A 21466-nucleotide genomic window follows, 5' to 3' on the forward strand; every position below is an offset into this window, starting at 1 on the left:
ACCGGCCAGGCAGCCGCGAGCGATCGTCGATGACGACGCGCTTGACGGGCGAGAGGCTGGTCAAATCTGGAAACATTCCAAGAATATATAGCAGGCCGAACCGGAATCGCGAGGGCTTTGACGCGCACGGCTGACGCAACAAAAAAGCGCGGGGTTGGCCCCGCGCTTTTGGAAACTCGCCTGTAAGCGGAGCTTACTCGTTGACGGCAGCAGCCGGTCGGTCCTGCTTCTTCTCGACGATGCGGGCCGACTTGCCGCGAAGGTTGCGGAGATAATAGAGCTTGGCGCGACGCACCTTGCCGCGGCGCACCACCTTGATCGAGTCGATCATCGGCGACATCACCGGGAACACGCGCTCCACGCCTTCGCCGTACGAAATCTTGCGCACCGTGAAGCTCTCGTTGAGACCGCCGCCGGAACGGCCGATGCAAACGCCTTCATAGGCCTGCACGCGGGTGCGGTCGCCTTCGACGACCTTCACGTTGACGATCACGGTATCGCCGGGGCCGAATTCCGGAATCTCCTTGTTGGCGGAGAGCTTGTCGAATTGCTCTTTTTCGAGCTGTTGGATCAGGTTCATGGGTAAATCTCCATCGGCGCGCCCAGCCTTGGAAAACGGGGGCTGCGCGAAATTCGTTTATCCAGCCATTGCGGATGTGGCCGCTGCTATAAGGCAAGCCGGAGCGTTTGTCACCCGTCTGTCTTGTTTTTTGGCGTTTTTTGGCGTCCGCCCCGATTCGGGACTTTGCTCGGGATCTGGGCCCACAAATCCGGTCGCCGGGCCGCGGTCAGGGCCTCGGATTCCGCCCGCCGCCAGCTGGCGACTTTGGCATGGTCACCGGAGGTCAGGATCTCCGGAATCGGGGTTCCCTCGAACCGCTGCGGCCGGGTGTATTGGGGGTATTCGAGCAGGCCGTCCGAGAAGCTTTCCTCGGTTCCCGAGGCCTCCTTGCCCATCACGCCCGGAAGCAGCCGAACACAGGCGTCGATCAGGGCCAGGGCCGCGATTTCGCCGCCGGAGAGGACGTAATCCCCAATCGAGACCTCCTCCAGGCCCCGCCCGTCGATCACGCGCTGGTCCACCCCCTCGAACCGCCCGCAGACGATCAGAGGACCCGGGCCCTTGGCGAGTTCGAGAACCCGGGCCTGGGTCAATGGCCGACCCCTCGGGCTCATCAGCAGTTTCGGCCGGTCCGGCCCGATCCCGGCGGCATCGATCGCGGCCGCCAGAACATCGGCCCGAAGCACCATGCCCGGTCCGCCGCCGGCCGGGGTGTCATCGACACTGCGGTGGCGGTCGGTGGCCGAGGCCCGGATGTCTCGCGCCTCCAGCTCCCAGAGCCCGCCAGCCAGCGCCCGGCCGGCCAGGCTCACGCCCAGCGGCCCCGGAAACATCTCCGGAAACAGCGTCAGCACCGTCGCGCGCCAGGGTGAGGGGTTGGTCATCGGATCTCAGTTATTGTCGTCCCGGACAAGCGGAGCGCAGATCCGGGACCCAGAACCACCGCACTTCGTTTTGCGACGGCTGGAGCGATCAGCTTAGCTAAAAATTCTGGCGGCGGTTATGGGTCCCGGCCTTCGCCGGGACGACCCGGGGAGGGATCCTCGCCCGCGATCTCCTCCGGCAGCGCGATCACGACGCGGCCGCCGGCGATGTCGACCTCCGGCACCACCGCGTCCGTGAACGGCAGCAGCAGTGTGGCTCCTGTGGGCGGCGCAATCTCGATGATGTCACCGGCGCCGAAATTGTGGATCGCGAGCACGCGGCCAAGCGCATCGCCCGCCGTGGTGACGGCGGCGAGCCCGATCAGATCGGTGTGGTAATATTCGCCCTCGTCCGTCGCGGGCAGCTTTTCGCGCGCGACGTAGAGCTCGATGCCGTTGAGGCGCTCGGCCTCATCGCGGGTCGTGACGCCCTTGAACGTTGCAACCAGATGATCCTTGGCCGCGCGCGCCGTTGCGACCTCGAACTGGCGCTTGCCGTCCTTGGACGAAAGCAGACCGTAGCTCCGCACGGCAAACGGATCTTCCGTGAAGGTCCACAGTTTGACCGCGCCGCGCACACCATGCGCGGCGCCGATCCGCGCGACGCAGACCAGCGCCGGCATGATCTGGCCTTAACCCTTCGCGGCGGCTTCGGCCTGCGCCTTGCGCTCCTTGCGCGGCACGGCCTTCTCGGGGTTGTTGCGCACTTCGCGCTTCTTGACGCCGGCGGCGTCGAGGAAGCGCGATACACGGTCCGACGGCTGCGCGCCCTTGGCGAGCCAGGCCTTCACCTTGTCCATGTCGAGCTTCAGCCGGGTCTCGTTGTCCTTCGGCAGCAGCGGGTTGAAATAGCCGAGACGCTCGATGAAGCGGCCATCGCGCGGAAAGCGCGAATCGGCGACGACGACGTGATAGACGGGACGCTTCTTGGTGCCAGCGCGGGCGAGACGGATAACGACGGACATCTAAGTTCTCCTTCAAAGTACGTTTTGTTCGGTTGATTGGTATTCCGCGTTGCGCGAGACCGCTGCGATCTCCCGCGACGAATTCCTCATTTTTTCTTGCCAGGGAAACCGCCGAGACCCGGCAGCATCGGCTTGCCGCTCAGCCCGGTCAGGCCCGGAACGTTCGGCAGACCCTGGCGCAGCCCGGCAGGTAGATCCTTCGGCAGGCTGGGCAGACCCTGTCCGCCGCCACCCTGCATCTTCTCCTGCAGCGCCTTCATCTCTTCCGGCGAAGGCGGCTTCATGCCGCCGCCAAAGCCCATCGCCTGCGCTATGCCCGCGAGCGGACCGCGCTTGCCGGAGCCCATGGCCTTCATCATATCGGCCATGTTCCGGTGCATCTTGAGCAGCTTGTTGACCTGCTCGACGCTTTGGCCGGAACCTGCGGCGATGCGCTTCTTGCGGCTGGCCTTGAGCAAATCGGGATGACGGCGCTCGTCGCGCGTCATCGAATCAATCACCGCGACCTGGCGCTTCAAAATCTTGTCGTCGATGCCGGCGGCCGCGATCTGGTTCTTCATCTTGGCGATGCCGGGCATCATGCCCATCAGGCCGCTGATGCCGCCCATATTGGCCATCTGCAACAGCTGCTCGCGCATGTCGTTGAGGTCGAACTGACCCTTGCGCATGCGCTCGGCGGTGCGCGCGGCCTTTTCGGCATCGATGTTGGCGGCAGCGCGTTCGACCAGCGAGACCACGTCGCCCATGCCGAGGATGCGGCCGGCGATACGGTCGGGATGGAAATCCTCCAGCGCATCGGTCTTTTCGCCGGTGCCGAGCAGCTTGATCGGCTTGCCGGTGACCGCGCGCATCGACAGCGCCGCGCCGCCGCGGCCGTCGCCGTCCACGCGCGTCAGCACGATACCGGTGAGGCCGACGCGCTCGTCGAAGGCGCGGGCGAGATTGACGGCGTCCTGGCCAGTGAGGCTGTCGGCGACCAGCAGCACTTCATGCGGATTGGCGGCGGCTTTGATCGCTGCCGCTTCCGCCATCATCTCTTCGTCGAGCGTGGTACGGCCGGCAGTGTCGAGCAGCACGACGTCGTAGCCGCCGAGCTTGCCGGCCTCGAGCGCGCGCTTCGCGATCTGCGCCGGCTGCTGGCCGGCGACGATCGGCAGCGTCGGAATGTCGAGATCGCGGCCCAGGACGGCCAGCTGCTCCATCGCCGCGGGACGGTAGATGTCGAGCGAGGCCATCAGCACCTTGCGCTTGTCGCGCTGGACCATGCGACGGGCGAGCTTTGCGGTGGTGGTGGTCTTGCCGGAGCCTTGCAGACCGACCATCATGATCGGCACCGGCGGCACGGAATTGATGTCGATGGTCTGGCTTTCGGCGCCGAGCGTGTTGATCAGCTCGTCATGGACGATCTTGACCACCATCTGGCCTGGCGTCACCGACTTGACGACGGTGGCGCCGATCGCCTGCTCGCGGACCCGCTCGGTGAAGCTGCGCACCACCTCTAACGCGACGTCGGCTTCCAGCAGTGCGCGGCGCACTTCGCGCATCGCGGCGTCGACGTCCTTTTCGGTCAGCGCACCGCGCCCCGTCAGACGATCGAGAATGCCGCCAAGCCGTTCCGACAGATTGTCGAACAATGCCGTTGTCCTTTTTTCACCTCTCCCCGCAAGCGCGGGGCGAGGGAGCAGAAATCCAAACACCTTCACGCCCGAGGGCGCATCGCGCTGTCGGGCGTTGGCCTCTGGCCTCTGGGACCAGTCGGCGGGTCGAAAAGAAAGCCTTTCCGAGAAGTGCCGGGGTTAAACGCCGCTGACGCCCGAAAGTCAAGGAAAGTTAGGGTGGCCGGGGCTGCTTTGGAAGGCAAAGCCTTGAAAAGATGAACTTTCCGGCGGCGGGTTCCTTTTCCGCAGACCCCGCCCATATAGCGGTGATGTCCTCCCCCTCCGACCATCTTTGAAGCCAGTTCCGTGCCGATCACCCGCCGCCGCCTTTTCGGACTGCTCGCCGGTGCCGGCGCATTGGTCGGCGTGCCCTCCCTTTGGATGTCCCGCATGAAAACCTATGACGGCCCGGTCTCCGACCATTTCGACGGCCTGAACTTCTTCGATCCGGACGGCGTGCCGCCGAAATCGCTTCGTGAGGTCCTGCGCTGGCAATTCGGCGGCAAGCGGCAGCGCGCGACTTGGCCGGATTGGGCGCCGAGCCCCCATGCCGACGCCCCGCCCGACCGCGTCCACGGCGACAAGGTGCGGCTCTCTTTCGTCGGCCACGCCAGCTGGCTGATCCAGACCGGCGGCCTCAATATTCTCGTCGATCCCGTCTGGTCGACGCGGGTCTCGCCCGTCAGCTTCGCCGGGCCGAAACGGCACAACGATCCCGGCATTGCGTTCGACAAGCTGCCGAAGATCGATGTCGTGCTGGTCTCGCACGGCCATTACGATCATCTCGACATGGCGACGCTGTCGCGGCTCGCCAAGAATTTTGCGCCGCGTGTGGTGACCCCGCTCGGCAATGACGTCACGATGCGCAGCACCGATGCGACGATCAAGGTGGAAGCGTTCGACTGGCATGATCGCGTCGAGCTCGGCGGCGGTATCGCCGTGACCCTGGTGCCGACCCGGCACTGGTCGGCGCGCGGCATGTTCGATCGCAACAAGGCGCTGTGGGCGAGTTTCGTGCTGGAGACGCCTGCGGGGAAAATCTACGTCGTCTGCGATTCCGGCTACGGCGATGGCGGGCATTTCCGCCGCGTCGCCGAGAGGCACGGGCCGCTCCGCCTGGCGATCCTCCCGATCGGCGCCTATGAGCCGCGCTGGTTCATGCACGACCAGCACATGAACCCGGAAGACGCGGTGAAGGCGCTCGCGGATTGCGGCGCGCAAGCCGCACTCGGGCATCACCACGGCACGTTTCAGCTGACCGATGAAGCAATCGATGCGCCGGCGAAAGCGCTGGTCGAGGCGCTCGATGCCGCGAAGGTTCCGCAGGAAAGATTTGTGGCGATGAAGCCGGGGCAGGTGGTGGAGATCTAGCTTCGCCGTCGCTTCGAACCCGCTGTCGTCCCGGCCTAGTGCGCAATTGCGGCCGGGACGACAATGGAGTCTGTAGCGGCAGCTGCCCCTACTGCTCTTTCGCCTTGATCGCCCAGCTCACATTCACCGTCACCGCTAGCGTTTCCTCGCCCGGCGCGACCGCGGCCTGCGGTACGGCCATGGGAGCTGCGGCCATGCGTCCCTTGAACAGCGGCATCGGGGCGCCGCCTTCGGAGACGCTGAGCGGTGCACCCAGCGTGACGCCGGTCGCCTTGGCGTAGATCTCCGCTTTGCGGCGGGCGTCTGCGACAGCTTTCTCGCGGGCATCGTCGAGCAGTTTCGAGGCCTGCGTAACCTCGAAGGAGATGTTGCCGATATCATTGGCGCCGGCGCCGACCAGCGTGTCGATGATGGCGGCGACCTTGGTCACGTCGCGGATCTTCACGGTGACGCGGTTTGAGGCGCGGAAGCCGACAACGGGCGAGGCGCCGGTGGATTTGTTCTGGCCGTATTGCGGCTGCAGCGAAAGCCGCGAGGTCTGGTAGTCCTTCTCGTCAATGCCTGCACCCTTCAGGGCCAGCAGCACCTTGCCCATCGCGGCGTTGTTGGCGTCGGAGGCTTCCTTCGCAGACTTGGCGTCGTTGGCGACGCCGGCGTCGATCTGCGCCAGATCAGGCGCGGCGGAGATCGTGGCTTCGCCGCTCACCGAAATCGCGGACGGAAAATCGTCGGCGAGCGCAGGCGTTGCCAGCAGCGCGGCGGCAAAGGACGTAACAAGGGAGGTCAAAAGGATGGCAGGCTTTTTCATCGGTCTCACTTCAGCGGCACGAAAACATTGATCACGAGCTTGTCCTCCGCCGTCTTCAGGGGATCGGTGAGGTATTCCTCGATGAAGGTGTCCTTGGCTTCCAGCTTCTTGTCGTCGAGGTGATTGGTGATCGCCTCATAGGTGTTGTCCATGTTGTCGTAGGAGCCGCGATGAACGAATTTCAGCGCCTTGCCCTCCGGCGATTTGCCGACGCTCATGTCCTTGGGCAGGTTCTTCGGGTCCTGATCGACCGGGATCTCGGCAAGGAAGGTGAAGCCGGTATCGTCCGTCGAGGTGTAGACGATCATCGAATTGCCGGCGTGCTTGATGCCCTGCTTGTCCAACAGCGTGTTCAGCGCCTTGAAGGCGTCAATCAGCGTGTCGAAGGCCGAGTCCCAATTGGCAGTGCCCTTGACCATCACGACCTTCTTGGGCTCGAGCGTGGTCTCCTGGCCGAAGGGATCGGCCGTCTGCACGGGAGCCGGCGTCGCGGCCGCAGCGGGCGGCGGGGCGGCGGGGCTGGGTGAGGCACTTGCGGCGGGCGAGGGCGAGGTTGCAGGGGAAGTGGCAGGGCTTGGCGAGGCGCTGGCCGCCGGCGAGGGCGTGGCCACGGGGGCAGCGCTCGCGGCCGGGGCGGGCGAAGCCGACGGGGCCGGCGAGGGGCTCGCTGATGCGGCCGGTGCCGGGCTCGGCGTTTGGGCCAGCGTGGCGGACAGACTAAACGACAAGGCCGCTGCCGGGATCAGCGCGGCCAAAACGAGACGACGAAACCTGAACATTTTTATTCTCCCCAATAGCTTATCCGCCAAGGCCTTACGTCCCCGAAGCCTTAGCCCGGCCGCATGTCCCGGATCGCGCGAATTGCGCCGTTCTAACACGCGAGCGCCGAATTCGTCCCATGACAGATGCGTCATGGCAGCGTCCTGGCTCTTGTCGGCAAATCACTGGCCAAGAGGGCCAAGGATCGCCATATAAGGCAGGCGAAATTCGGGAATTTTCATGAGCGCGCTGGCCAACCACGCATTTGCCAAGATGAACGGCATCGGCAACGAGATCGTCGTTGTCGACATGCGCGATTCCACCTCAAAGGTCACCCCGGACGATGCCCGCGCGGTGGCATCGCCGCGAGGCGGCGTGCCCTACGACCAACTCATGGTGCTGCAGAAGCCGCGCTTCGACGGCACCGAAGCGTTCATCAGCATCTACAACAGTGACGGCTCCGAGGCCGGCGCCTGCGGCAACGGCATGCGCTGCGTCGTGCGGCGCATCTTCGAAAAGACCGGCCAGACCAATGCAACGTTCGAGACGGCCGCGGGCCTGCTCAATGCCTGGCAGGGTCCGGCGCCGGATCTTTATACGGTGGACATGGGCGCGCCGAAGTTCGGCTGGCAGGACATTCCGCTCGACCAGGAATTTCGTGACACCCGCTACATCGAATTGCAGATCGGCCCGATCGACAATCCGGTCCTGCATTCGCCGTCGGTGGTCAGCATGGGCAATCCGCATGCGATCTTCTGGGTCGATGACGTCAACGCCTACGACCTCGAGCGTTTCGGTCCGCTGCTGGAGAACCATCCGATCTTCCCGGAGCGCGCCAACATCACGCTAGCCCATATCGTCGATCCCCAGCACATCACGATCCGCACCTGGGAGCGCGGCGCCGGCCTGACCAGGGCCTGCGGCTCGGCCGCATGTGCCACGGCGGTCGCGGCGGCGCGGCTGAAGCGCGCCGAGCGCAATGTCGAGATCACGCTGCCCGGCGGCAAGCTCGGGATCGAATGGCGCGAGCGCGACGATCACGTGTTGATGACGGGCACGGCGACCTTCGAATATGAAGGCCGTTTCGATCCGGCGCTGTTCGCGCCGGTCGGGTGATGAGCGTCGACATCGTCACCTTCGGATGCCGCCTCAATGCTTTCGAGGCCGAGGTGATCCGCCGCGAGGCCGAGGGCGCGGGCCTTTCAGATGCCATCGTCATCAACAGCTGCGCCGTCACCAACGAAGCGGTGGCGCAGGCGAGGCAGTCGATCCGCAAATTGAAGCGCGAGCGGCCGGGAGCGCGCATCGTCGTCACCGGTTGCGCGGCGCAGACGCAAAGCGGCATGTTCGCCGAGATGGCCGAGGTCGATCGCGTCGTCGGCAATGACGATAAGATGCGGTCGTCCGCATGGCGCGAGGCGCGTGCGGCGTTTGATCTCGGTACGAGCGAAAAAATCGCCGTCAGCGACATCATGGCGGTGAAGGAGATGGCTCCGCATCTCATCGACGGCTTTGCGAGCGGCCTGCCGCGCGTGTTCGTACAGGTGCAAAACGGCTGCGACCATCGCTGCACTTTCTGCATCATTCCGTTCGGGCGCGGCAATTCGCGCTCGGTGCCGATGGGCGCCGTGGTCGATCAGGTCCGGGCATTGGTCGCGCGCGGCCATGCCGAGATCGTGCTGACGGGCGTCGACCTCACCAGCTACGGCACTGACCTGCCGGGCACGCCCAAGCTCGGCATGCTGACGAAGCAGATTTTGCGGCATGTGCCGGAGCTGAGGCGCCTGCGCATCTCCTCTATCGATTCGATCGAGGCGGACAGCGATCTGTTGGATGCAATTGCTGAGGATTCGCGGCTGATGCCGCATCTGCACCTGTCGCTGCAGTCCGGCGACGACATGATCTTGAAGCGCATGAAGCGGCGGCATACGCGCGGCGACGCCATCGCGTTCTGCGACCAGGTCCGCCGGCTGCGCCCGGATATCGCGCTGGGGGCCGACATCATCGCGGGCTTTCCGACCGAGACCGAGGAGATGTTCTCGCGCTCGCTCGATCTGGTCGAGCAATGCGGCCTGACGTTCCTCCACGTCTTCCCCTATTCGCCGCGTCCCGGCACGCCGGCCGCGCGGATGCCACAGGTGGCGGGCGGTGCAATCAAGGAGCGTGCGAAGCGGCTGCGCTCGGCCGGTGAGACCGCGCTCCTGCAGCGGCTGCAAGCCGAGATCGGGGCCACGCGTGAGGTGCTGATCGAGAGCGGCGGTCAGGGACGGACGGAGCACTATCTGCCGGTGGCGATTGCGGGCGAGCGTGTGGGGAGTGTGGTGTCGCTGCGGATTGCCGGTCGCGATGGCGCGCGGCTGACGGTGTGATGCTTCCTTCCCTTCTCCCCTTGTGGGAGAAGGTGGCGCGAAGCGCCGGATGAGGGGTTGCTTCCGCGTACTCAACTCAATGTGGACTCGCGGAGAGAGACCCCTCACCCGTCTCGCCGCTGCGCGGCGAGCCACCCTCTCCCACAAGGGGAGAGGGAAAAACTACAACGCCCGCACCTGCCAGAAGCGCAGCGTCCGCCGCGCATTCTCCGGGGTCATGCGCGCGTAATGGCTTTGAGCCCTTGCGATATCGGCCGGCTTCATCGCGCCGCTCGCAAAGCGGCTTTCGAGCACGGCGGCGGTGGTTTCCCAGCTGAGCTGCGCTGCCTTGCACGGCACCAGCAGGCCGTCCTCGCGCAGGCTTTGCATCAGCGGGCGGATGACTTCGACAGTCGATCCCGACAATGCCGCCAATGCGGCCACCGCTTCTTCATAACGGCGCTGTGTTGCGAAGCCGAGCAGCGTCGCTTCGCTGAGCTGGCCGGTCGCCCTGAGACCTGCGACGGCGCGCTTGGCGCCTTCGAAATCGCGGACACCCGACATCTCGCGCTCGACACCGACGGTGACTGCGGCGATCGCGCTCTGGATCTCCTCGAACAGATGCGGCGGCGCGCGCGACAACAGGCGGGTCCGCACGGCCTCGCTCGCCGAGCGCAGCAATTGACGGCGCAGGTCTGACGGCAAATCGACGCGGACGCCGACGCTGACAGCGAGCTCGGGATCGGCCTCCGCCTGTCCGACGATGACGGCAAATCCGCTTCCGGAGACGCGCGCGCCGGGATTGGCGGCGAGCCGCCGGCTGACGCTGGGATAACGTCGCGCCAGCAATGCATCGGTGACGATCTCCTTCAGCCACCAGCGTCCGGCGACCGCGAGCAGATGCGGCTCGCCCTTGGATGATGCGATCTGCACCAGCGCGCCGTCATCGAGGCGCGCGGATTCCTGCAGCACGGGACCAGCGATGCGGATTTCGTCATTGTTGGCGAGGCGGCGAATGACCGATGGCGGCGCCTGCGCGATCGGCGCGAGCTGCGCGCTGATCTCGGCGAGCGCTACGCGCGCGCCCATGTCTGCGATGGCGCGGAGCTCGATGGTGCCGATCAGGCGATCGAGCACGTCGTCAAACAGTGCGATCTGCTCGTCGTCGAAACTGCCGGCGGAGGACAGGAACAGGTCGGTGACGCGGCGGGCTGTTGCCAGGCCCTTTTCCGCCGAGCCAGTCCGAAGCGCGGACTCGACCTCGTCGATGATCGATAACTCGGCCGTGGACATGACGCGCAGCTCGTCCTGAGCAGATTGACGGAAGCTTGTTCTAAGCAACCGCTATCATTAGAGACGAGCACTGAACGTTTCGTAAACTATAGGGAGCGCTTCGCGCTCCTCACCATGGGGGGCTGACAGCACTACTCCCCGTTCCACCCGCAGGCGCGGAGGCGCTCGTGCATGTGGGGTGGGGCCGGCGCCACCACGCGGACCGGCTCCTTGTTGCGGGAGATCGGTACCACGATCTCGCGGGAATGCAGGTGCAGCTTCGGCTCGCCGAAGCGCGGACCGTTGCCGTAAATGTTATCGCCGAAGATCGGCCAGCCGGTCGCGGACGAATGCACCCGCAATTGATGGGTCCGCCCGGTCACCGGTTCCATGGCGAGCCAGGTCAGGCCGTCGCCCCGGCCCATCACCTTCCAGTTGGTGATGGCCTTCTGGCCCTCGGGATCGGGCTTCTGCCACCAGCCGCGCTCGGCATTGAGCCGCCCGAGCGGCATGTCGATGGTGCCTTCGTCCTCTGTGGGGCCGCCCTCGACGATGGTCCAGTAGGTCTTGCCGATCTTGCCATGCTTGAACAGCAGGCCGAGCGAGGCCGTCGCCTTGCGATGGCGGCCGAGCACCAGGCAACCGGAGGTGTCCTTGTCCAGCCGGTGGGCCAGCACCGGCGGCCGCGGCAGGCCGAAACGAAGCGCCTCAAAGGAGGTTTCCAGATTGGCACCGCCCTTGGGTCCGCGATGCACCGGCAGGCCGGCCGGCTTGTCGATGACCAGCATCAATCCGTCGCGATGGAGCACGCGCGCCAGGATTTCGTCGGCCGTCAATTCGGGAACATCGAGCAATTGCAGGACTTTCGGTCAAGACTTTCGTTTGCGAGCCGGAACGGCTAACACACCGCCACCATGAACGATACCACCCCCGAGACCCCCAAGCTGAGCTGGTGGCGCCGCCTGTCCGACGGGCTGAAGCGCACCTCGTCCTCGCTCGGGACCGCGGTCGCCGACCTCGTCACCAAGCGCAAGCTCGACCGCGCCATGCTCGACGACATCGAGGACGTGCTGCTCCGCGCCGACCTCGGCACCTCCGTCGCGGTGCGGATCGCGGATGCGGTCGGCACCGGGCGCTACGACAAGGCGATCTCGGCGGACGAGGTCAAGGACGTCGTCGCGACCGAAGTCGAGAAGGTGCTGGCGGCGGTGGCAAAACCGCTCGAGATCGACGCCGGCAAGAAGCCGTTCGTCATCCTCGTGGTCGGCGTCAACGGCTCCGGCAAGACCACCACCATCGGGAAACTCTCGCAAAAATTCGCGACCGAAGGCCGCAAGGTGATGCTGGCGGCCGGCGACACCTTTCGCGCAGCGGCGATCGAACAGCTCAAGGTCTGGGGCGAGCGCACCAGGACGCCCGTCATATCAGGTGCGCAAGGTTCGGATTCGGCGAGCCTCGCCTTCAACGCGCTGACGGCCGCGAAGGAGCAGGCCATCGACGTGCTCCTGATCGACACCGCCGGGCGGCTTCAGAACAAGGCCGAGCTGATGAACGAGCTCGAAAAGGTCGTGCGCGTCATCCGCAAGCTGGACGCGACTGCGCCGCATGCGGTGCTGCTCGTGCTGGACGCCACCGTCGGCCAGAACGCGCTGTCGCAGGTCGAGGCCTTCCATCGCACCGCCGGGGTCACCGGCCTCGTGATGACGAAGCTCGACGGCACCGCCCGCGGCGGCATTCTGGTGGCGCTCGCGGAGAAATTCAAACTGCCGGTGCACTTCATCGGCGTCGGCGAAGGCGTCGACGATCTCGCGCCGTTCACCGCGCGCGATTTCGCCCGCGCGATTGCCGGAATCGAAAGCTGAAGAATGGACAAGACCCAGCCGCATCCGCTGTTCAAGCTTGCCACCGAGCTTGGCCCGCTGCTCGTGTTCTTCTTCGTGAATGCGAAGTTCAACCTGTTCGCCGCGACCGGCGCCTTCATGATCGCGATCGTGGCGGCGATGATCGCCTCCTATGTGGTGACGCGCCACATCCCGATCATGGCGATCGTGACGGGCGTCATCGTGCTGGTGTTCGGCACGCTGACCCTGGTGCTGCATGACGAGACCTTCATCAAGCTCAAGCCGACCATCATCTACGCTTTGTTCGCCGCGATCCTCGGCGGCGGCCTGTTGTTCGGCCGCTCCTTCATCGCGGTCATGTTCGACCAGATGTTCAATTTGACGCCGCAGGGCTGGCGCATCCTGACGCTGCGCTGGGCGCTGTTCTTCGCCGGCATGGCGGTGTTGAACGAGATCGTCTGGCGCACCCAGAGCACCGACTTCTGGGTCAACTTCAAGGTGTTCGGCGTCACGCCGATCACCATGATCTTCGCCATCGCCCAGATGCCGCTGACCAAGCGTTATCACCTCGAGCCGGCGTCGCTGGAAGCGAGCGAGGCCGAGGCGGGGGACGTGAGGAAGGGTTGAGCTCTCAACTCATCATTGCTGGTTGCAGCCACACACTCAACTGTCATCGCCCGGCTTGACCGGGCGATCCAGTATTCCAGAGACGGTTGTGAGATACGGAGAGGCCGCGGCGTACTGGATGCCCCGGTCAAGCCGGGGCATGACAGCGGTGTTTGGGGTTGGGTCCTTCGCTCACACTGACGACAGAGCTAGCTCCCCGCCGCCTTCAACGCCTTCTCCATCTGCGGCAACAGCACCGTCCGCAAATTCTCCGGCGTGATCGGTCCCACCAGCTTGTAGACGATGGTGCCTTCGCGGCCGACGACAAAGGTCTCCGGCACGCCATAGACGCCCCATTCGATCGAGGCGCGGCCGTTGGCATCGACGCCGACGTGGCCGAACGGGTTGCCGTAGCGCCCCAGGAAGCGCCGCGCATTGTCGGCGGCATCCTTGTAGTTGATGCCGACGAGCTGGAAGCGTTTGTCTTTTGCCAATTCGGTCAGGAGCGGCGCCTCGTCGTGGCACGGCACGCACCAGGACGCCCAGACATTGACGAGGCTGACCTTGCCCTTGAACGCAGCGGGATCAAGGCCGGGGATCTGCGCGTTGTCGGCCTGCAATCCCTCGAGCGGCGGCAGCGTGGTCTGCGGCGCGGGGCGTCCGATCAGCGCGGAAGGGATTCGCGAGGGATCGCCGCTGCCGAGCCGGAACCAGAACAGCAACGCCAGGCCGATGAAGGCGATCAGCGGCAGCACCATCAGGAAGGTGCGGCGCTGCGGCGGAGCGGACGTCGATTGCTCGCTCATGATTGATCTCTCATGCTCGATCTCTCATGGTCGATCCGTCGCGCTGCGGCTGGAGCGGCGGGTCACGCCGCTGCGCTCGAGCTCGCGCAGGCGCTGTGTCTGGCTCCGATGATCGAGCACGATCCAGCCGATCAGGATCACGACCACAAGGGCGGCCGCGGCATAGGACGTCACGATGAAGGACGCGTAGGGACCGAGCGACATGATCATGCAGCCCCAACTTCCTTTGACGTGCCGACTTCTGCAAACGCCACACGGCTCGCCTGCATCATCTGCAGGGACCGCACGCGCCGACGCAAAATCTCGTTGCGCATCGCCGCGATATGCAGCGTGACGAACAGCAGGGTGAACGCGACCGCCATCACCAGCAGCGGAATCAAAAAGGATTTGTCGAGCGACGAGCCGCCCATCCGCATCACCGAGGCCGGCTGGTGCAGCGTGTTCCACCAATCGACCGAGAACTTGATGATCGGCAGGTTGAGCGCGCCGACCAGCGTCAGCACGGCGGCGGCGCGCGCCGCGCGGGAGGGCTCGTCGACCGCGCGCCACAGCGCCATCACGCCGAGATACATCAGGAACAGGATCAGCACCGAGGTCAGCCGCGCGTCCCATTCCCAATAGGTGCCCCACATCGGCCGGCCCCACAGCGAGCCCGTGAGCAGCGCAAGGAAGGTGAAGCTGGCGCCGATCGGGGCGGCCGCTTTGGCGGCGACGTCGGCAAGCGGATGCCGCCACACCAGCGTGCCGAGCGAGGCAATGCTCATCACGCCCCATACGAACATCGACAGCCAGGCATTAGGCACGTGGATGAACATGATCTTTACCGTCGCGCCCTGCTGATAGTCGTCGGGTGCGGTGGCAGACTGATAGAGCCCGATCGCGAGCAGGATGATGGTCGCGGCCGCAAGCCATGGCAGCAGCCGCGCCGTCAGCGCGAGGAACCGTGTGGGGTTGGCGAGGTCGATCAGCGTCATGGTATCCTGATAATCACCGGTAAGCGCTCACGCAATCAGCACGAAAGTCCGCAGCGAAAGTTGATCGGGGTCAAGGTCAATCCAATCCATGCTTCAGGCTCGCCGCAGCCGCGAACGGGCCGATCACGAGACTGACCAGCGATAGCGCGCACAGGATCGAGAACGGCGCGCCGAACGTCATGGGTCCGACGATCGCCGCCTGTGAGGCCGCGACGCCGAAGATCAGCACCGGTATCGACAGCGGCAGCACCAGGACGGCCATCAGCAAGCCGCCACGATGCAGCGTCACCGCCAGCGCCGCACCGATCATTCCCGTAAACGTCAGCGCCGGGGTGCCAGCGAGCAGCGTCAGCGCCACAGCACCGGTTGCGACCATGTCGAGGTTGAGCAGCAGGCCGAGCACGGGGGTTGCGACGATCAGCGGCAGGCCGGCGGCCAGCCAATGCGCCAGCGCTTTCGACGCGCAGGCGAGTTCCAGCGGGGTCCGGCTCATCGTGATCAGGTCGAGCGAGCCGTCCTCGTGGTCGGCCATGAACAGCCGGTCCAGCGTGAGCAGGCTCGCCAGCAGCGCCCCCAGCCACAGGATCGCCGGCCCGAGCCGCGACAGCAGTGCCAGGTCCGGCCCCACAGCAAACGGCATCAGCACCACCACGGTCAGAAAGAACAGCACGCCAATCAACGCCCCGCCCCCGACGCGGAGCGCGATCCGGATATCCCGGCGGATGAGGGCAGTCAGGGCGGTCATGCCACTGCTCCCAGAGGTGAGGAGGCAGCGTCGGCCGGTTGCCCCGGGCGAGCTGCGCTCCCTCCCCCCTTGTGGGGGAGGGCGGGGGAGGGGGGTAGCCCCGAGGAAGATGGTTCTTGGGTGCGGGCCGCTAGCAACGGAGCGCCCGCCTGCCGAACGCGAGAACCGAGAGAGTGCGCCGTGTGGCACCCCCCTCCCTGACCCTCCCCCACAAGGGGGGAGGGAACGGAGAGGGCGGAGTTCGGCCGCTTGGAAACCTGAGGGTCGACCCGAATCACGCCGCACCCCCGATCCGCAGCTCCCGCGAATCGATCCCGAGCGGGGCATGGGTGGCGGCGACGATCAGGCCGCCGCGCGCCAAGTGCCCGCGCATCAATCCGGAAAACATGTCCTGTCCCGCGACATCGAGCGCCGTGGTCGGCTCGTCCAACAGCCAGACGGGGCGGCGGACGGTGAGCAGGCGGGCCAGCGACAGCCGGCGGCGCTGGCCGGCGGACAGGAAGGCGGCGGGCAGATCGGCGGCATGGTCGAGCCCGACGGTGGCGAGTCCCTTGCCGGTGTCGAAACGCTCGCCGCCGAGAAAATCGGCCCAGAACGTCAGATTCTCCGCCACGCTCAGGGCTGGCTTCAGGGCGTCGCGATGACCCAGATAGTGGCATTGCTCCGGCAACGTCAGCTCGGCGTCACCCCCGTCCAGCGCGATCGTGCCGCTCGCCGGAATGAGCAGGCCCGCGATCAGCCTCAGCAGCGAGGTCTTGCCCGATCCGTTGCGGCCGACGACCGCCACGGCTTCGCCGGAGCCGGCCTCGAAATCGAGCTCGGAAAACACCTCGCGCCCGCCCCGCACGCAACTGACGCCGCGTCCGGAAAGCTGCATCTTGCCTCGTATCGATCCGCTCAAAGCCAGGCCTCAGGAAAACTTGGGGTAGCGTATGGGAATTTTTGGCTCGCGGATTGCCGCGGCACGATTGTGGCTGTGGCGGCGCGGTTAGAAAGCTTCTATAAGCCCGGAACTACTTGATGCAGCAACTCAACCTGCCCCTGCAAGTGACTCAGCCTGCCTACGCTGACGGTGTTAAAATACCCTGCCGGGTATAACTGACAATTGGGATTTCCTACATGACCTCGCTCGACAGCTTCAAATGCAAAAAGACCCTCAAGGTCGGCGCCAAGACCTATGTCTATTACAGCCTGCCCACGGCCGAGAAGAATGGTCTGAAGGGAATTTCGAAACTCCCCTACTCGATGAAGGTTTTGCTCGAGAACCTGCTCCGCAACGAGGACGGCCGCTCGGTCAAGAAGGAAGACATCGTTGCGGTGTCGAAGTGGCTGCGCAAGAAGTCGCTGGAGCATGAGATCGCCTTCCGCCCGGCGCGCGTGCTGATGCAGGACTTCACCGGCGTGCCCGCCGTGGTCGATCTCGCCGCGATGCGCAACGCGATGCAGAAGCTCGGGGGGGACGCCGAGAAGATCAATCCGCTGGTGCCGGTCGATCTCGTCATCGACCACTCCGTGATCGTGAACTTCTTCGGGGACAACAAGGCCTTCGGCAAGAACGTCACCGAGGAATACAAGCAGAACCAGGAGCGATACGAGTTCCTGAAATGGGGCCAGAAGGCGTTCTCGAACTTCTCCGTCGTGCCGCCCGGCACCGGCATCTGCCACCAGGTCAATCTCGAATATCTCTCCCAGACGGTGTGGACCAAGAAGGAGAAGATGACGGTCGGCAAGAAGACCGGCACCTTCGAGGTCGCGTATCCCGACTCGCTGGTTGGCACCGATTCCCACACCACCATGGTCAACGGCCTTGCCGTGCTCGGCTGGGGTGTCGGCGGCATCGAGGCGGAAGCCTGCATGCTCGGCCAGCCGCTATCGATGCTGCTGCCCAACGTCGTCGGCTTCAAGCTGAAGGGCGCGATGAAGGAAGGCGTCACCGCGACCGACCTCGTGCTGACGGTGACGCAGATGCTGCGCAAGCTCGGCGTCGTCGGCAAGTTCGTGGAGTTCTTCGGCCCCGGCCTCGACCATCTCTCGGTCGCAGACAAGGCAACCATCGCCAACATGGCGCCCGAATATGGCGCGACCTGCGGCTTCTTCCCGGTCGATGCCGCCGCACTGGATTATCTCAAGACCTCCGGCCGCGCCTCGGCGCGCGTCGCGCTGGTGCAGGCCTATGCGAAGGCGCAAGGGCTGTTCCGTACCGCCAAGTCGCCCGATCCGGTGTTCACGGAAACGCTGACGCTCGACCTCGGTGATGTCGTGCCCTCGATGGCCGGCCCGAAGCGCCCCGAAGGCCGCATTGCGCTGCCGTCCGTGGCCGAGGGCTTTTCGCTCGCGCTCGCCAGCGAATACAAGAAGGCCGAGGAGCCGGGGAAGCGCTTCGCCGTCGACGGCAAGAACTTCGACATCGGCCATGGCGACGTCGTGATCGCCGCGATCACCTCCTGCACCAACACCTCGAACCCGAGCGTGCTGATCGGCGCCGGTCTTCTGGCGCGCAACGCCGCCGCGAAGGGCCTCAAGGCAAAGCCGTGGGTGAAGACCTCGCTCGCCCCGGGCAGCCAGGTGGTGGCGGCCTATCTCGCCGATTCCGGTCTCCAGGCCGATCTCGACAAGGTCGGCTTCAACCTGGTCGGTTTCGGCTGCACCACCTGCATCGGTAATTCCGGTCCGCTGCCCGAGGAGATCTCGAAGTCGATCAACGACAACGGCATCGTCGCGGCTGCGGTGCTCTCCGGCAATCGCAACTTCGAAGGCCGCGTCTCGCCGGACGTGCAGGCGAACTATCTGGCTTCGCCGCCGCTCGTGGTCGCCCACGCGCTCGCGGGCACCGTCACCAAGAACCTCGCCGTCGAGCCGCTCGGTGAAGGCAAGGACGGCAAGCCGGTCTACCTCAAGGACATCTGGCCGACGACCAAGGAGATCAACGCCTTCATGAAGAAGTTCGTGACCGCGTCGATCTTCAAGAAGAAGTATGCCGACGTGTTCAAGGGCGACACCAACTGGCGCAAGATCAAGACGGTCGAGAGCGAAACCTATCGCTGGAACATGAGTTCGACCTATGTGCAGAACCCGCCCTATTTCGAAGGCATGAAGAAGGAGCCGGAGCCGGTCACCGACATCGTCGAGGCCCGCATCCTCGCCATGTTCGGCGACAAGATCACCACCGACCACATCTCGCCGGCCGGTTCGATCAAGCTCACCTCGCCCGCCGGCAAATATCTCAGCGAGCACCAGGTGCGTCCGGCCGACTTCAACCAGTACGGCACGCGGCGCGGCAACCACGAAGTCATGATGCGCGGCACCTTCGCCAATATCCGCATCAAGAACTTCATGCTGAAGGGCGCCGACGGCAATATTCCGGAAGGCGGTCTCACCAAGCACTGGCCCCACGGCGAGCAGATGTCGATCTACGACGCCGCGATGAAATACCAGCAGGAGCAGGTGCCGCTGGTGGTGTTCGCCGGCGCCGAATACGGCAACGGCTCCTCGCGCGACTGGGCCGCGAAGGGCACCCGTCTGCTCGGCGTGCGCGCCGTGATCTGCCAGAGCTTCGAGCGCATCCACCGCTCCAATTTGGTCGGTATGGGCGTGCTGCCGCTGACCTTCGAGGACGGCACCTCCTGGTCGTCGCTCGGTCTGAAGGGCGACGAGAAGGTCACGCTGCGCGGCCTCGTTGGCGACCTCAAGCCGCGCCAGAAGCTGACCGCGGAGATTGTCTCCGGCGACGGTTCGCTGCAGCGCGTTTCGCTGCTCTGCCGCATCGATACGCTGGACGAACTCGAATACTACCGCAACGGGGGCATCCTGCACTACGTACTACGCAAGCTCGCGGCGTAAGCGCGAATTTGTGAACGGTGGCTCACTGCGAAGTGAGTAGTAGGTTACACGAAGGCGGCCTATCACAAGGCCGCCTTCACGCGTTTGCGGCAGGCTTCAGATGGGCCCGCCCGGCACAGAACCTCCCCTTGTACGGTTCTTGGACGGACAACAAATGTGTGAGGCCCGTAAGATTACGGTGACCATCCGGCGGTAAGATTTCCCTCTCACGAGCAATGGTGTGCGGCGTTCGACATGACAACAATGACGGCTTCTCATCTGGTTTCACGCTGGTCCGGTGCCCTCTGGTCGGGAGCTCTTGGTCTCTGTGCAATCGTCGCCGTCATCCGCCCTGCCGAGGCTGATCCCCGCGCCGTTGTCGAGTTGTTTACCTCGCAGGGCTGCTCCTCCTGCCCGCCGGCCGACAAGATCATCGGCGACCTCGCCCGCGATCCCTCGATCATCGCGCTGAGCATGCCGATCGACTATTGGGACTATCTCGGCTGGAAGGACACATTGGCCGATTCGCGCTTCTCTGCACGGCAGCGTGCGTATTCGCGCATGCGCGGCGACCGCGAAGTCTACACGCCGCAGGTCGTGGTCAACGGCTCCACGCATGTCGTCGGCAGCGACCGCACCGGCATCGAAAGCGCCATCGGCAAAACCGAGACGGGCACTGGTGTGATGAGCGTGCCGGTGACGATGTCGCTCGCGGGCAAGCAGATCAACGTCTCGGTGGCCGCGAGCAAGGAGCCGACGGCGTCCCACGGCGAGGTCTGGATCTGCTCGATTGCGAAGTCGGTGCCGATCGCGATCAGTCGCGGCGAAAATCGCGGACAGCAGGTCATCTATCACAACGTGGTGCGCAATCTGCTGAAGGTAGGCGACTGGACCGGCCGCCCGGAAAGCTGGACGGTGCCGATCGAGAACCTCACGCGTGACGGCGTCGACGGTGCCGTGGTCTATGTCCAGGACGGCAGCCGGGAGAGACCGGGCCCGATGCTGGGCGCGGCGTATACGTCGCTGCACTGACGCGCACTTCGAATCTTCCGACTCAAGCACACTCTCAATCCTCATGGTGAGGAGGCGCGTCAGCGCCGTCTCGAACCATGCAGGCCCTGCTGAGGCAGCTCGGCCTCGATCCTTCGAGACGCCGCTTCGCGGCTCCTCAGGATGAGGGGAAAGAGTTTTTGCTGAGATGGTGAGATATCCGTCGAGGCAGAAACATCCCGACCCAAACAAATCGACTCAAACAAAAAAGGACCAACTCGCGTTGGCCCTCCTTGTCGTGCGAACAGACCCGATCCTGACGGCCCCGGGGGGCTGGGGGCTGAGGAATCCGGAACCGAAAGGACCGGGTCAACGCACATAGGTCTTTTCGCAACGCAGGGCGGCAGTCGCTTGGCGGAAAAGCGGCGACACTATGATTCCTGCTAACGATCCCGTGACGGTTTGCCGCGACAGAGTTCCACCGCTGCGTGTGGGCGGATTGGCTCCGATTCCAAGGTCCTTCCAAGGGCCCTTGCGGTGGGGAACAGTTGGCGCGATCATGCAACCGTCATGATCCGCGGTCGAGGGACGGTCTTCCCGGACGCGGTCATGCTGATGCGACAGGAGGCGGCCTATGAGTCTGTCGGAGGATACCGATCCGAGCGAACAGCGTGCGGCGGCGCGCCCCGCCGCTTCGAATGCGCAACTGAGCCGCGTGACGTTCAACCGGCTCGAGCTGCACCGTATTCTCAATCTCTACGGCCGGATGGTTGCCGAAGGCGAGTGGCGCGACTATGCCATCGACTTCCTCAGGGATCGCGCTGTGTTCTCGGTCTTTCGCCGCGCCTCGGAAGTGCCGATCTATCGTATCGAGAAGGATCCGCGCCTCGCGCGCAAGCAGGGCATGTACAGCGTGATCTCGGCGACGGGCTTGATCCTGCGCCGCGGCCACGAACTGGAGCGCGTGCTCCTGGTGATCGATCGCAAATTGGCGGTGGTGTAGCAGGGATCCAGTAGCC

22 protein-coding genes are annotated in these 21466 nt (G+C 64.9%); 8 read left to right on the forward strand and 14 right to left on the reverse strand.

Annotated elements, in window-relative coordinates:
• Positions 1–193: 193 nt before the first annotated feature.
• From rplS to ffh, 5 genes are all read right to left on the reverse strand, one after another.
• Entirely contained in the window at positions 194–580 is a 387-nt protein-coding gene (gene rplS / locus ACIPUD_RS32690) for a 50S ribosomal protein L19 (protein ID WP_007598824.1), read from the reverse strand.
• Positions 581–690: 110 nt separating this feature from the next.
• Entirely contained in the window at positions 691–1446 is a 756-nt protein-coding gene (gene trmD, locus ACIPUD_RS32695; protein WP_085348440.1) for a tRNA (guanosine(37)-N1)-methyltransferase TrmD, read from the reverse strand.
• A 116-nt stretch (positions 1447–1562) separates the two neighbouring features.
• On the reverse strand, positions 1563–2108 hold the full coding sequence (gene rimM / locus ACIPUD_RS32700) for a ribosome maturation factor RimM (protein WP_085348439.1): 546 nt from the start codon (positions 2106–2108) through the stop codon (positions 1563–1565).
• Between the two features lie 9 nt (positions 2109–2117).
• Positions 2118–2450, reverse strand: a complete 333-nt coding sequence (gene rpsP / locus ACIPUD_RS32705) for a 30S ribosomal protein S16 (RefSeq protein ID WP_007598827.1) — start codon at positions 2448–2450, stop codon at positions 2118–2120.
• 86 nt (positions 2451–2536) lie between these two features.
• Entirely contained in the window at positions 2537–4084 is a 1548-nt protein-coding gene (gene ffh, locus ACIPUD_RS32710; RefSeq protein WP_018459806.1) for a signal recognition particle protein, read from the reverse strand.
• Positions 4085–4414: 330 nt separating this feature from the next.
• Between ffh and ACIPUD_RS32715 the strand changes: the two genes are divergently transcribed.
• On the forward strand, positions 4415–5479 hold the full coding sequence (locus ACIPUD_RS32715; RefSeq protein ID WP_018459807.1) for an MBL fold metallo-hydrolase: 1065 nt from the start codon (positions 4415–4417) through the stop codon (positions 5477–5479).
• Between the two features lie 88 nt (positions 5480–5567).
• On the opposite strand, the gene ACIPUD_RS32720 is transcribed toward ACIPUD_RS32715, so the two are convergent.
• Both ACIPUD_RS32720 and ACIPUD_RS32725 read right to left on the reverse strand, forming a co-directional pair.
• A complete protein-coding gene (locus ACIPUD_RS32720) occupies positions 5568–6287 on the reverse strand; it encodes an SIMPL domain-containing protein (protein WP_166520796.1) in 720 nt (239 codons plus the stop codon).
• Between the two features lie 5 nt (positions 6288–6292).
• Positions 6293–7066, reverse strand: coding sequence for a GyrI-like domain-containing protein (locus tag ACIPUD_RS32725; protein WP_085354312.1), 774 nt, complete (start codon positions 7064–7066; stop codon positions 6293–6295).
• A gap of 220 nt (positions 7067–7286) precedes the next feature.
• Between ACIPUD_RS32725 and dapF the strand changes: the two genes are divergently transcribed.
• Both dapF and mtaB read left to right on the forward strand, forming a co-directional pair.
• Positions 7287–8162 carry a diaminopimelate epimerase gene (gene dapF, locus ACIPUD_RS32730; RefSeq protein ID WP_204512869.1) on the forward strand — a complete coding sequence of 292 codons (876 nt, stop codon included), beginning with the start codon at positions 7287–7289 and terminating at the stop codon, positions 8160–8162.
• Entirely contained in the window at positions 8162–9415 is a 1254-nt protein-coding gene (mtaB, locus tag ACIPUD_RS32735) for a tRNA (N(6)-L-threonylcarbamoyladenosine(37)-C(2))-methylthiotransferase MtaB (protein WP_446482279.1), read from the forward strand. Before dapF ends, mtaB begins: the two co-directional genes overlap by 1 nt.
• A 162-nt stretch (positions 9416–9577) precedes the next feature.
• Here mtaB and ACIPUD_RS32740 read toward each other — a convergent pair whose 3' ends face one another.
• Together ACIPUD_RS32740 and ACIPUD_RS32745 are read right to left on the reverse strand one after the other, a co-directional pair.
• Positions 9578–10687, reverse strand: a complete 1110-nt coding sequence (locus ACIPUD_RS32740; RefSeq protein ID WP_247295774.1) for a DUF2336 domain-containing protein — start codon at positions 10685–10687, stop codon at positions 9578–9580.
• A gap of 131 nt (positions 10688–10818) precedes the next feature.
• On the reverse strand, positions 10819–11520 hold the full coding sequence (locus tag ACIPUD_RS32745) for an RluA family pseudouridine synthase (protein WP_204512866.1): 702 nt from the start codon (positions 11518–11520) through the stop codon (positions 10819–10821).
• A gap of 60 nt (positions 11521–11580) precedes the next feature.
• Between ACIPUD_RS32745 and ftsY the strand changes: the two genes are divergently transcribed.
• Together ftsY and ACIPUD_RS32755 are read left to right on the forward strand one after the other, a co-directional pair.
• Positions 11581–12528: a signal recognition particle-docking protein FtsY gene (ftsY, locus tag ACIPUD_RS32750; protein WP_377787073.1), complete on the forward strand. Its 948-nt coding sequence runs from the start codon at positions 11581–11583 to the stop codon at positions 12526–12528.
• A gap of 3 nt (positions 12529–12531) precedes the next feature.
• Positions 12532–13134: a septation protein A gene (locus ACIPUD_RS32755; RefSeq protein WP_247475292.1), complete on the forward strand. Its 603-nt coding sequence runs from the start codon at positions 12532–12534 to the stop codon at positions 13132–13134.
• Between the two features lie 188 nt (positions 13135–13322).
• Here the strand turns inward: ACIPUD_RS32755 and ACIPUD_RS32760 are convergent, their stop codons facing one another.
• From ACIPUD_RS32760 to ccmA, 5 genes are all read right to left on the reverse strand, one after another.
• On the reverse strand, positions 13323–13919 hold the full coding sequence (locus ACIPUD_RS32760) for a DsbE family thiol:disulfide interchange protein (protein WP_204512864.1): 597 nt from the start codon (positions 13917–13919) through the stop codon (positions 13323–13325).
• A gap of 24 nt (positions 13920–13943) precedes the next feature.
• The gene (gene ccmD, locus ACIPUD_RS32765) at positions 13944–14129 is read right to left on the reverse strand and encodes a heme exporter protein CcmD (RefSeq protein WP_446482280.1); all 186 of its coding nucleotides are present in this window, start codon (positions 14127–14129) and stop codon (positions 13944–13946) included.
• Entirely contained in the window at positions 14126–14893 is a 768-nt protein-coding gene (locus tag ACIPUD_RS32770; RefSeq protein ID WP_446482281.1) for a heme ABC transporter permease, read from the reverse strand. Before ACIPUD_RS32770 ends, ccmD begins: the two co-directional genes overlap by 4 nt.
• 76 nt (positions 14894–14969) lie before the next feature.
• Entirely contained in the window at positions 14970–15638 is a 669-nt protein-coding gene (gene ccmB / locus ACIPUD_RS32775) for a heme exporter protein CcmB (RefSeq protein WP_204512863.1), read from the reverse strand.
• 274 nt (positions 15639–15912) lie between these two features.
• Complete coding sequence (ccmA, locus tag ACIPUD_RS32780; RefSeq protein ID WP_446482282.1) at positions 15913–16515, reverse strand: heme ABC exporter ATP-binding protein CcmA; 603 nt, start codon at positions 16513–16515, stop codon at positions 15913–15915.
• Between the two features lie 242 nt (positions 16516–16757).
• On the opposite strand from ccmA, the gene acnA reads away from it, so the two are divergent.
• The 3 genes from acnA (at position 16758) to ACIPUD_RS32795 (ending at position 21450) form a co-directional block, all read left to right on the forward strand.
• Entirely contained in the window at positions 16758–19478 is a 2721-nt protein-coding gene (gene acnA, locus ACIPUD_RS32785) for an aconitate hydratase AcnA (RefSeq protein WP_446482283.1), read from the forward strand.
• A 234-nt stretch (positions 19479–19712) separates the two neighbouring features.
• Positions 19713–20489 carry a DUF1223 domain-containing protein gene (locus ACIPUD_RS32790; RefSeq protein WP_085348698.1) on the forward strand — a complete coding sequence of 259 codons (777 nt, stop codon included), beginning with the start codon at positions 19713–19715 and terminating at the stop codon, positions 20487–20489.
• A 592-nt stretch (positions 20490–21081) separates the two neighbouring features.
• The gene (locus tag ACIPUD_RS32795; protein ID WP_018459822.1) at positions 21082–21450 is read left to right on the forward strand and encodes a DUF2794 domain-containing protein; all 369 of its coding nucleotides are present in this window, start codon (positions 21082–21084) and stop codon (positions 21448–21450) included.
• Positions 21451–21466: the final 16 nt, after the last annotated feature.

Source organism: Bradyrhizobium sp. CAR08 (assembly GCF_052871955.1).

Excerpts from the sequence above, each read along its gene's own strand:
- ACIPUD_RS32795 (WP_018459822.1), top strand. The coding sequence starts at position 21,082 with ATGAGTCTGTCGGAGGATACCGATCCGAGCGAACAGCGTGCGGCGGCG.
- ftsY (WP_377787073.1), top strand. The coding sequence starts at position 11,581 with ATGAACGATACCACCCCCGAGACCCCCAAGCTGAGCTGGTGGCGCCGC.
- rimM (WP_085348439.1), bottom strand. The coding sequence starts at position 2,108 with ATGCCGGCGCTGGTCTGCGTCGCGCGGATCGGCGCCGCGCATGGTGTG.
- ACIPUD_RS32760 (WP_204512864.1), bottom strand. The coding sequence starts at position 13,919 with ATGAGCGAGCAATCGACGTCCGCTCCGCCGCAGCGCCGCACCTTCCTG.
- ccmA (WP_446482282.1), bottom strand. The coding sequence starts at position 16,515 with ATGCAGCTTTCCGGACGCGGCGTCAGTTGCGTGCGGGGCGGGCGCGAG.
- ACIPUD_RS32790 (WP_085348698.1), top strand. The coding sequence starts at position 19,713 with ATGACAACAATGACGGCTTCTCATCTGGTTTCACGCTGGTCCGGTGCC.
- ACIPUD_RS32725 (WP_085354312.1), bottom strand. The coding sequence starts at position 7,066 with ATGTTCAGGTTTCGTCGTCTCGTTTTGGCCGCGCTGATCCCGGCAGCG.
- acnA (WP_446482283.1), top strand. The coding sequence starts at position 16,758 with ATGACCTCGCTCGACAGCTTCAAATGCAAAAAGACCCTCAAGGTCGGC.
- mtaB (WP_446482279.1), top strand. The coding sequence starts at position 8,162 with ATGAGCGTCGACATCGTCACCTTCGGATGCCGCCTCAATGCTTTCGAG.
- rplS (WP_007598824.1), bottom strand. The coding sequence starts at position 580 with ATGAACCTGATCCAACAGCTCGAAAAAGAGCAATTCGACAAGCTCTCC.
- rpsP (WP_007598827.1), bottom strand. The coding sequence starts at position 2,450 with ATGTCCGTCGTTATCCGTCTCGCCCGCGCTGGCACCAAGAAGCGTCCC.
- ACIPUD_RS32740 (WP_247295774.1), bottom strand. The coding sequence starts at position 10,687 with ATGTCCACGGCCGAGTTATCGATCATCGACGAGGTCGAGTCCGCGCTT.
- ccmB (WP_204512863.1), bottom strand. The coding sequence starts at position 15,638 with ATGACCGCCCTGACTGCCCTCATCCGCCGGGATATCCGGATCGCGCTC.
- ACIPUD_RS32720 (WP_166520796.1), bottom strand. The coding sequence starts at position 6,287 with ATGAAAAAGCCTGCCATCCTTTTGACCTCCCTTGTTACGTCCTTTGCC.
- dapF (WP_204512869.1), top strand. The coding sequence starts at position 7,287 with ATGAGCGCGCTGGCCAACCACGCATTTGCCAAGATGAACGGCATCGGC.
- ccmD (WP_446482280.1), bottom strand. The coding sequence starts at position 14,129 with ATGATCATGTCGCTCGGTCCCTACGCGTCCTTCATCGTGACGTCCTAT.
- ACIPUD_RS32755 (WP_247475292.1), top strand. The coding sequence starts at position 12,532 with ATGGACAAGACCCAGCCGCATCCGCTGTTCAAGCTTGCCACCGAGCTT.
- ACIPUD_RS32770 (WP_446482281.1), bottom strand. The coding sequence starts at position 14,893 with ATGACGCTGATCGACCTCGCCAACCCCACACGGTTCCTCGCGCTGACG.
- trmD (WP_085348440.1), bottom strand. The coding sequence starts at position 1,446 with ATGACCAACCCCTCACCCTGGCGCGCGACGGTGCTGACGCTGTTTCCG.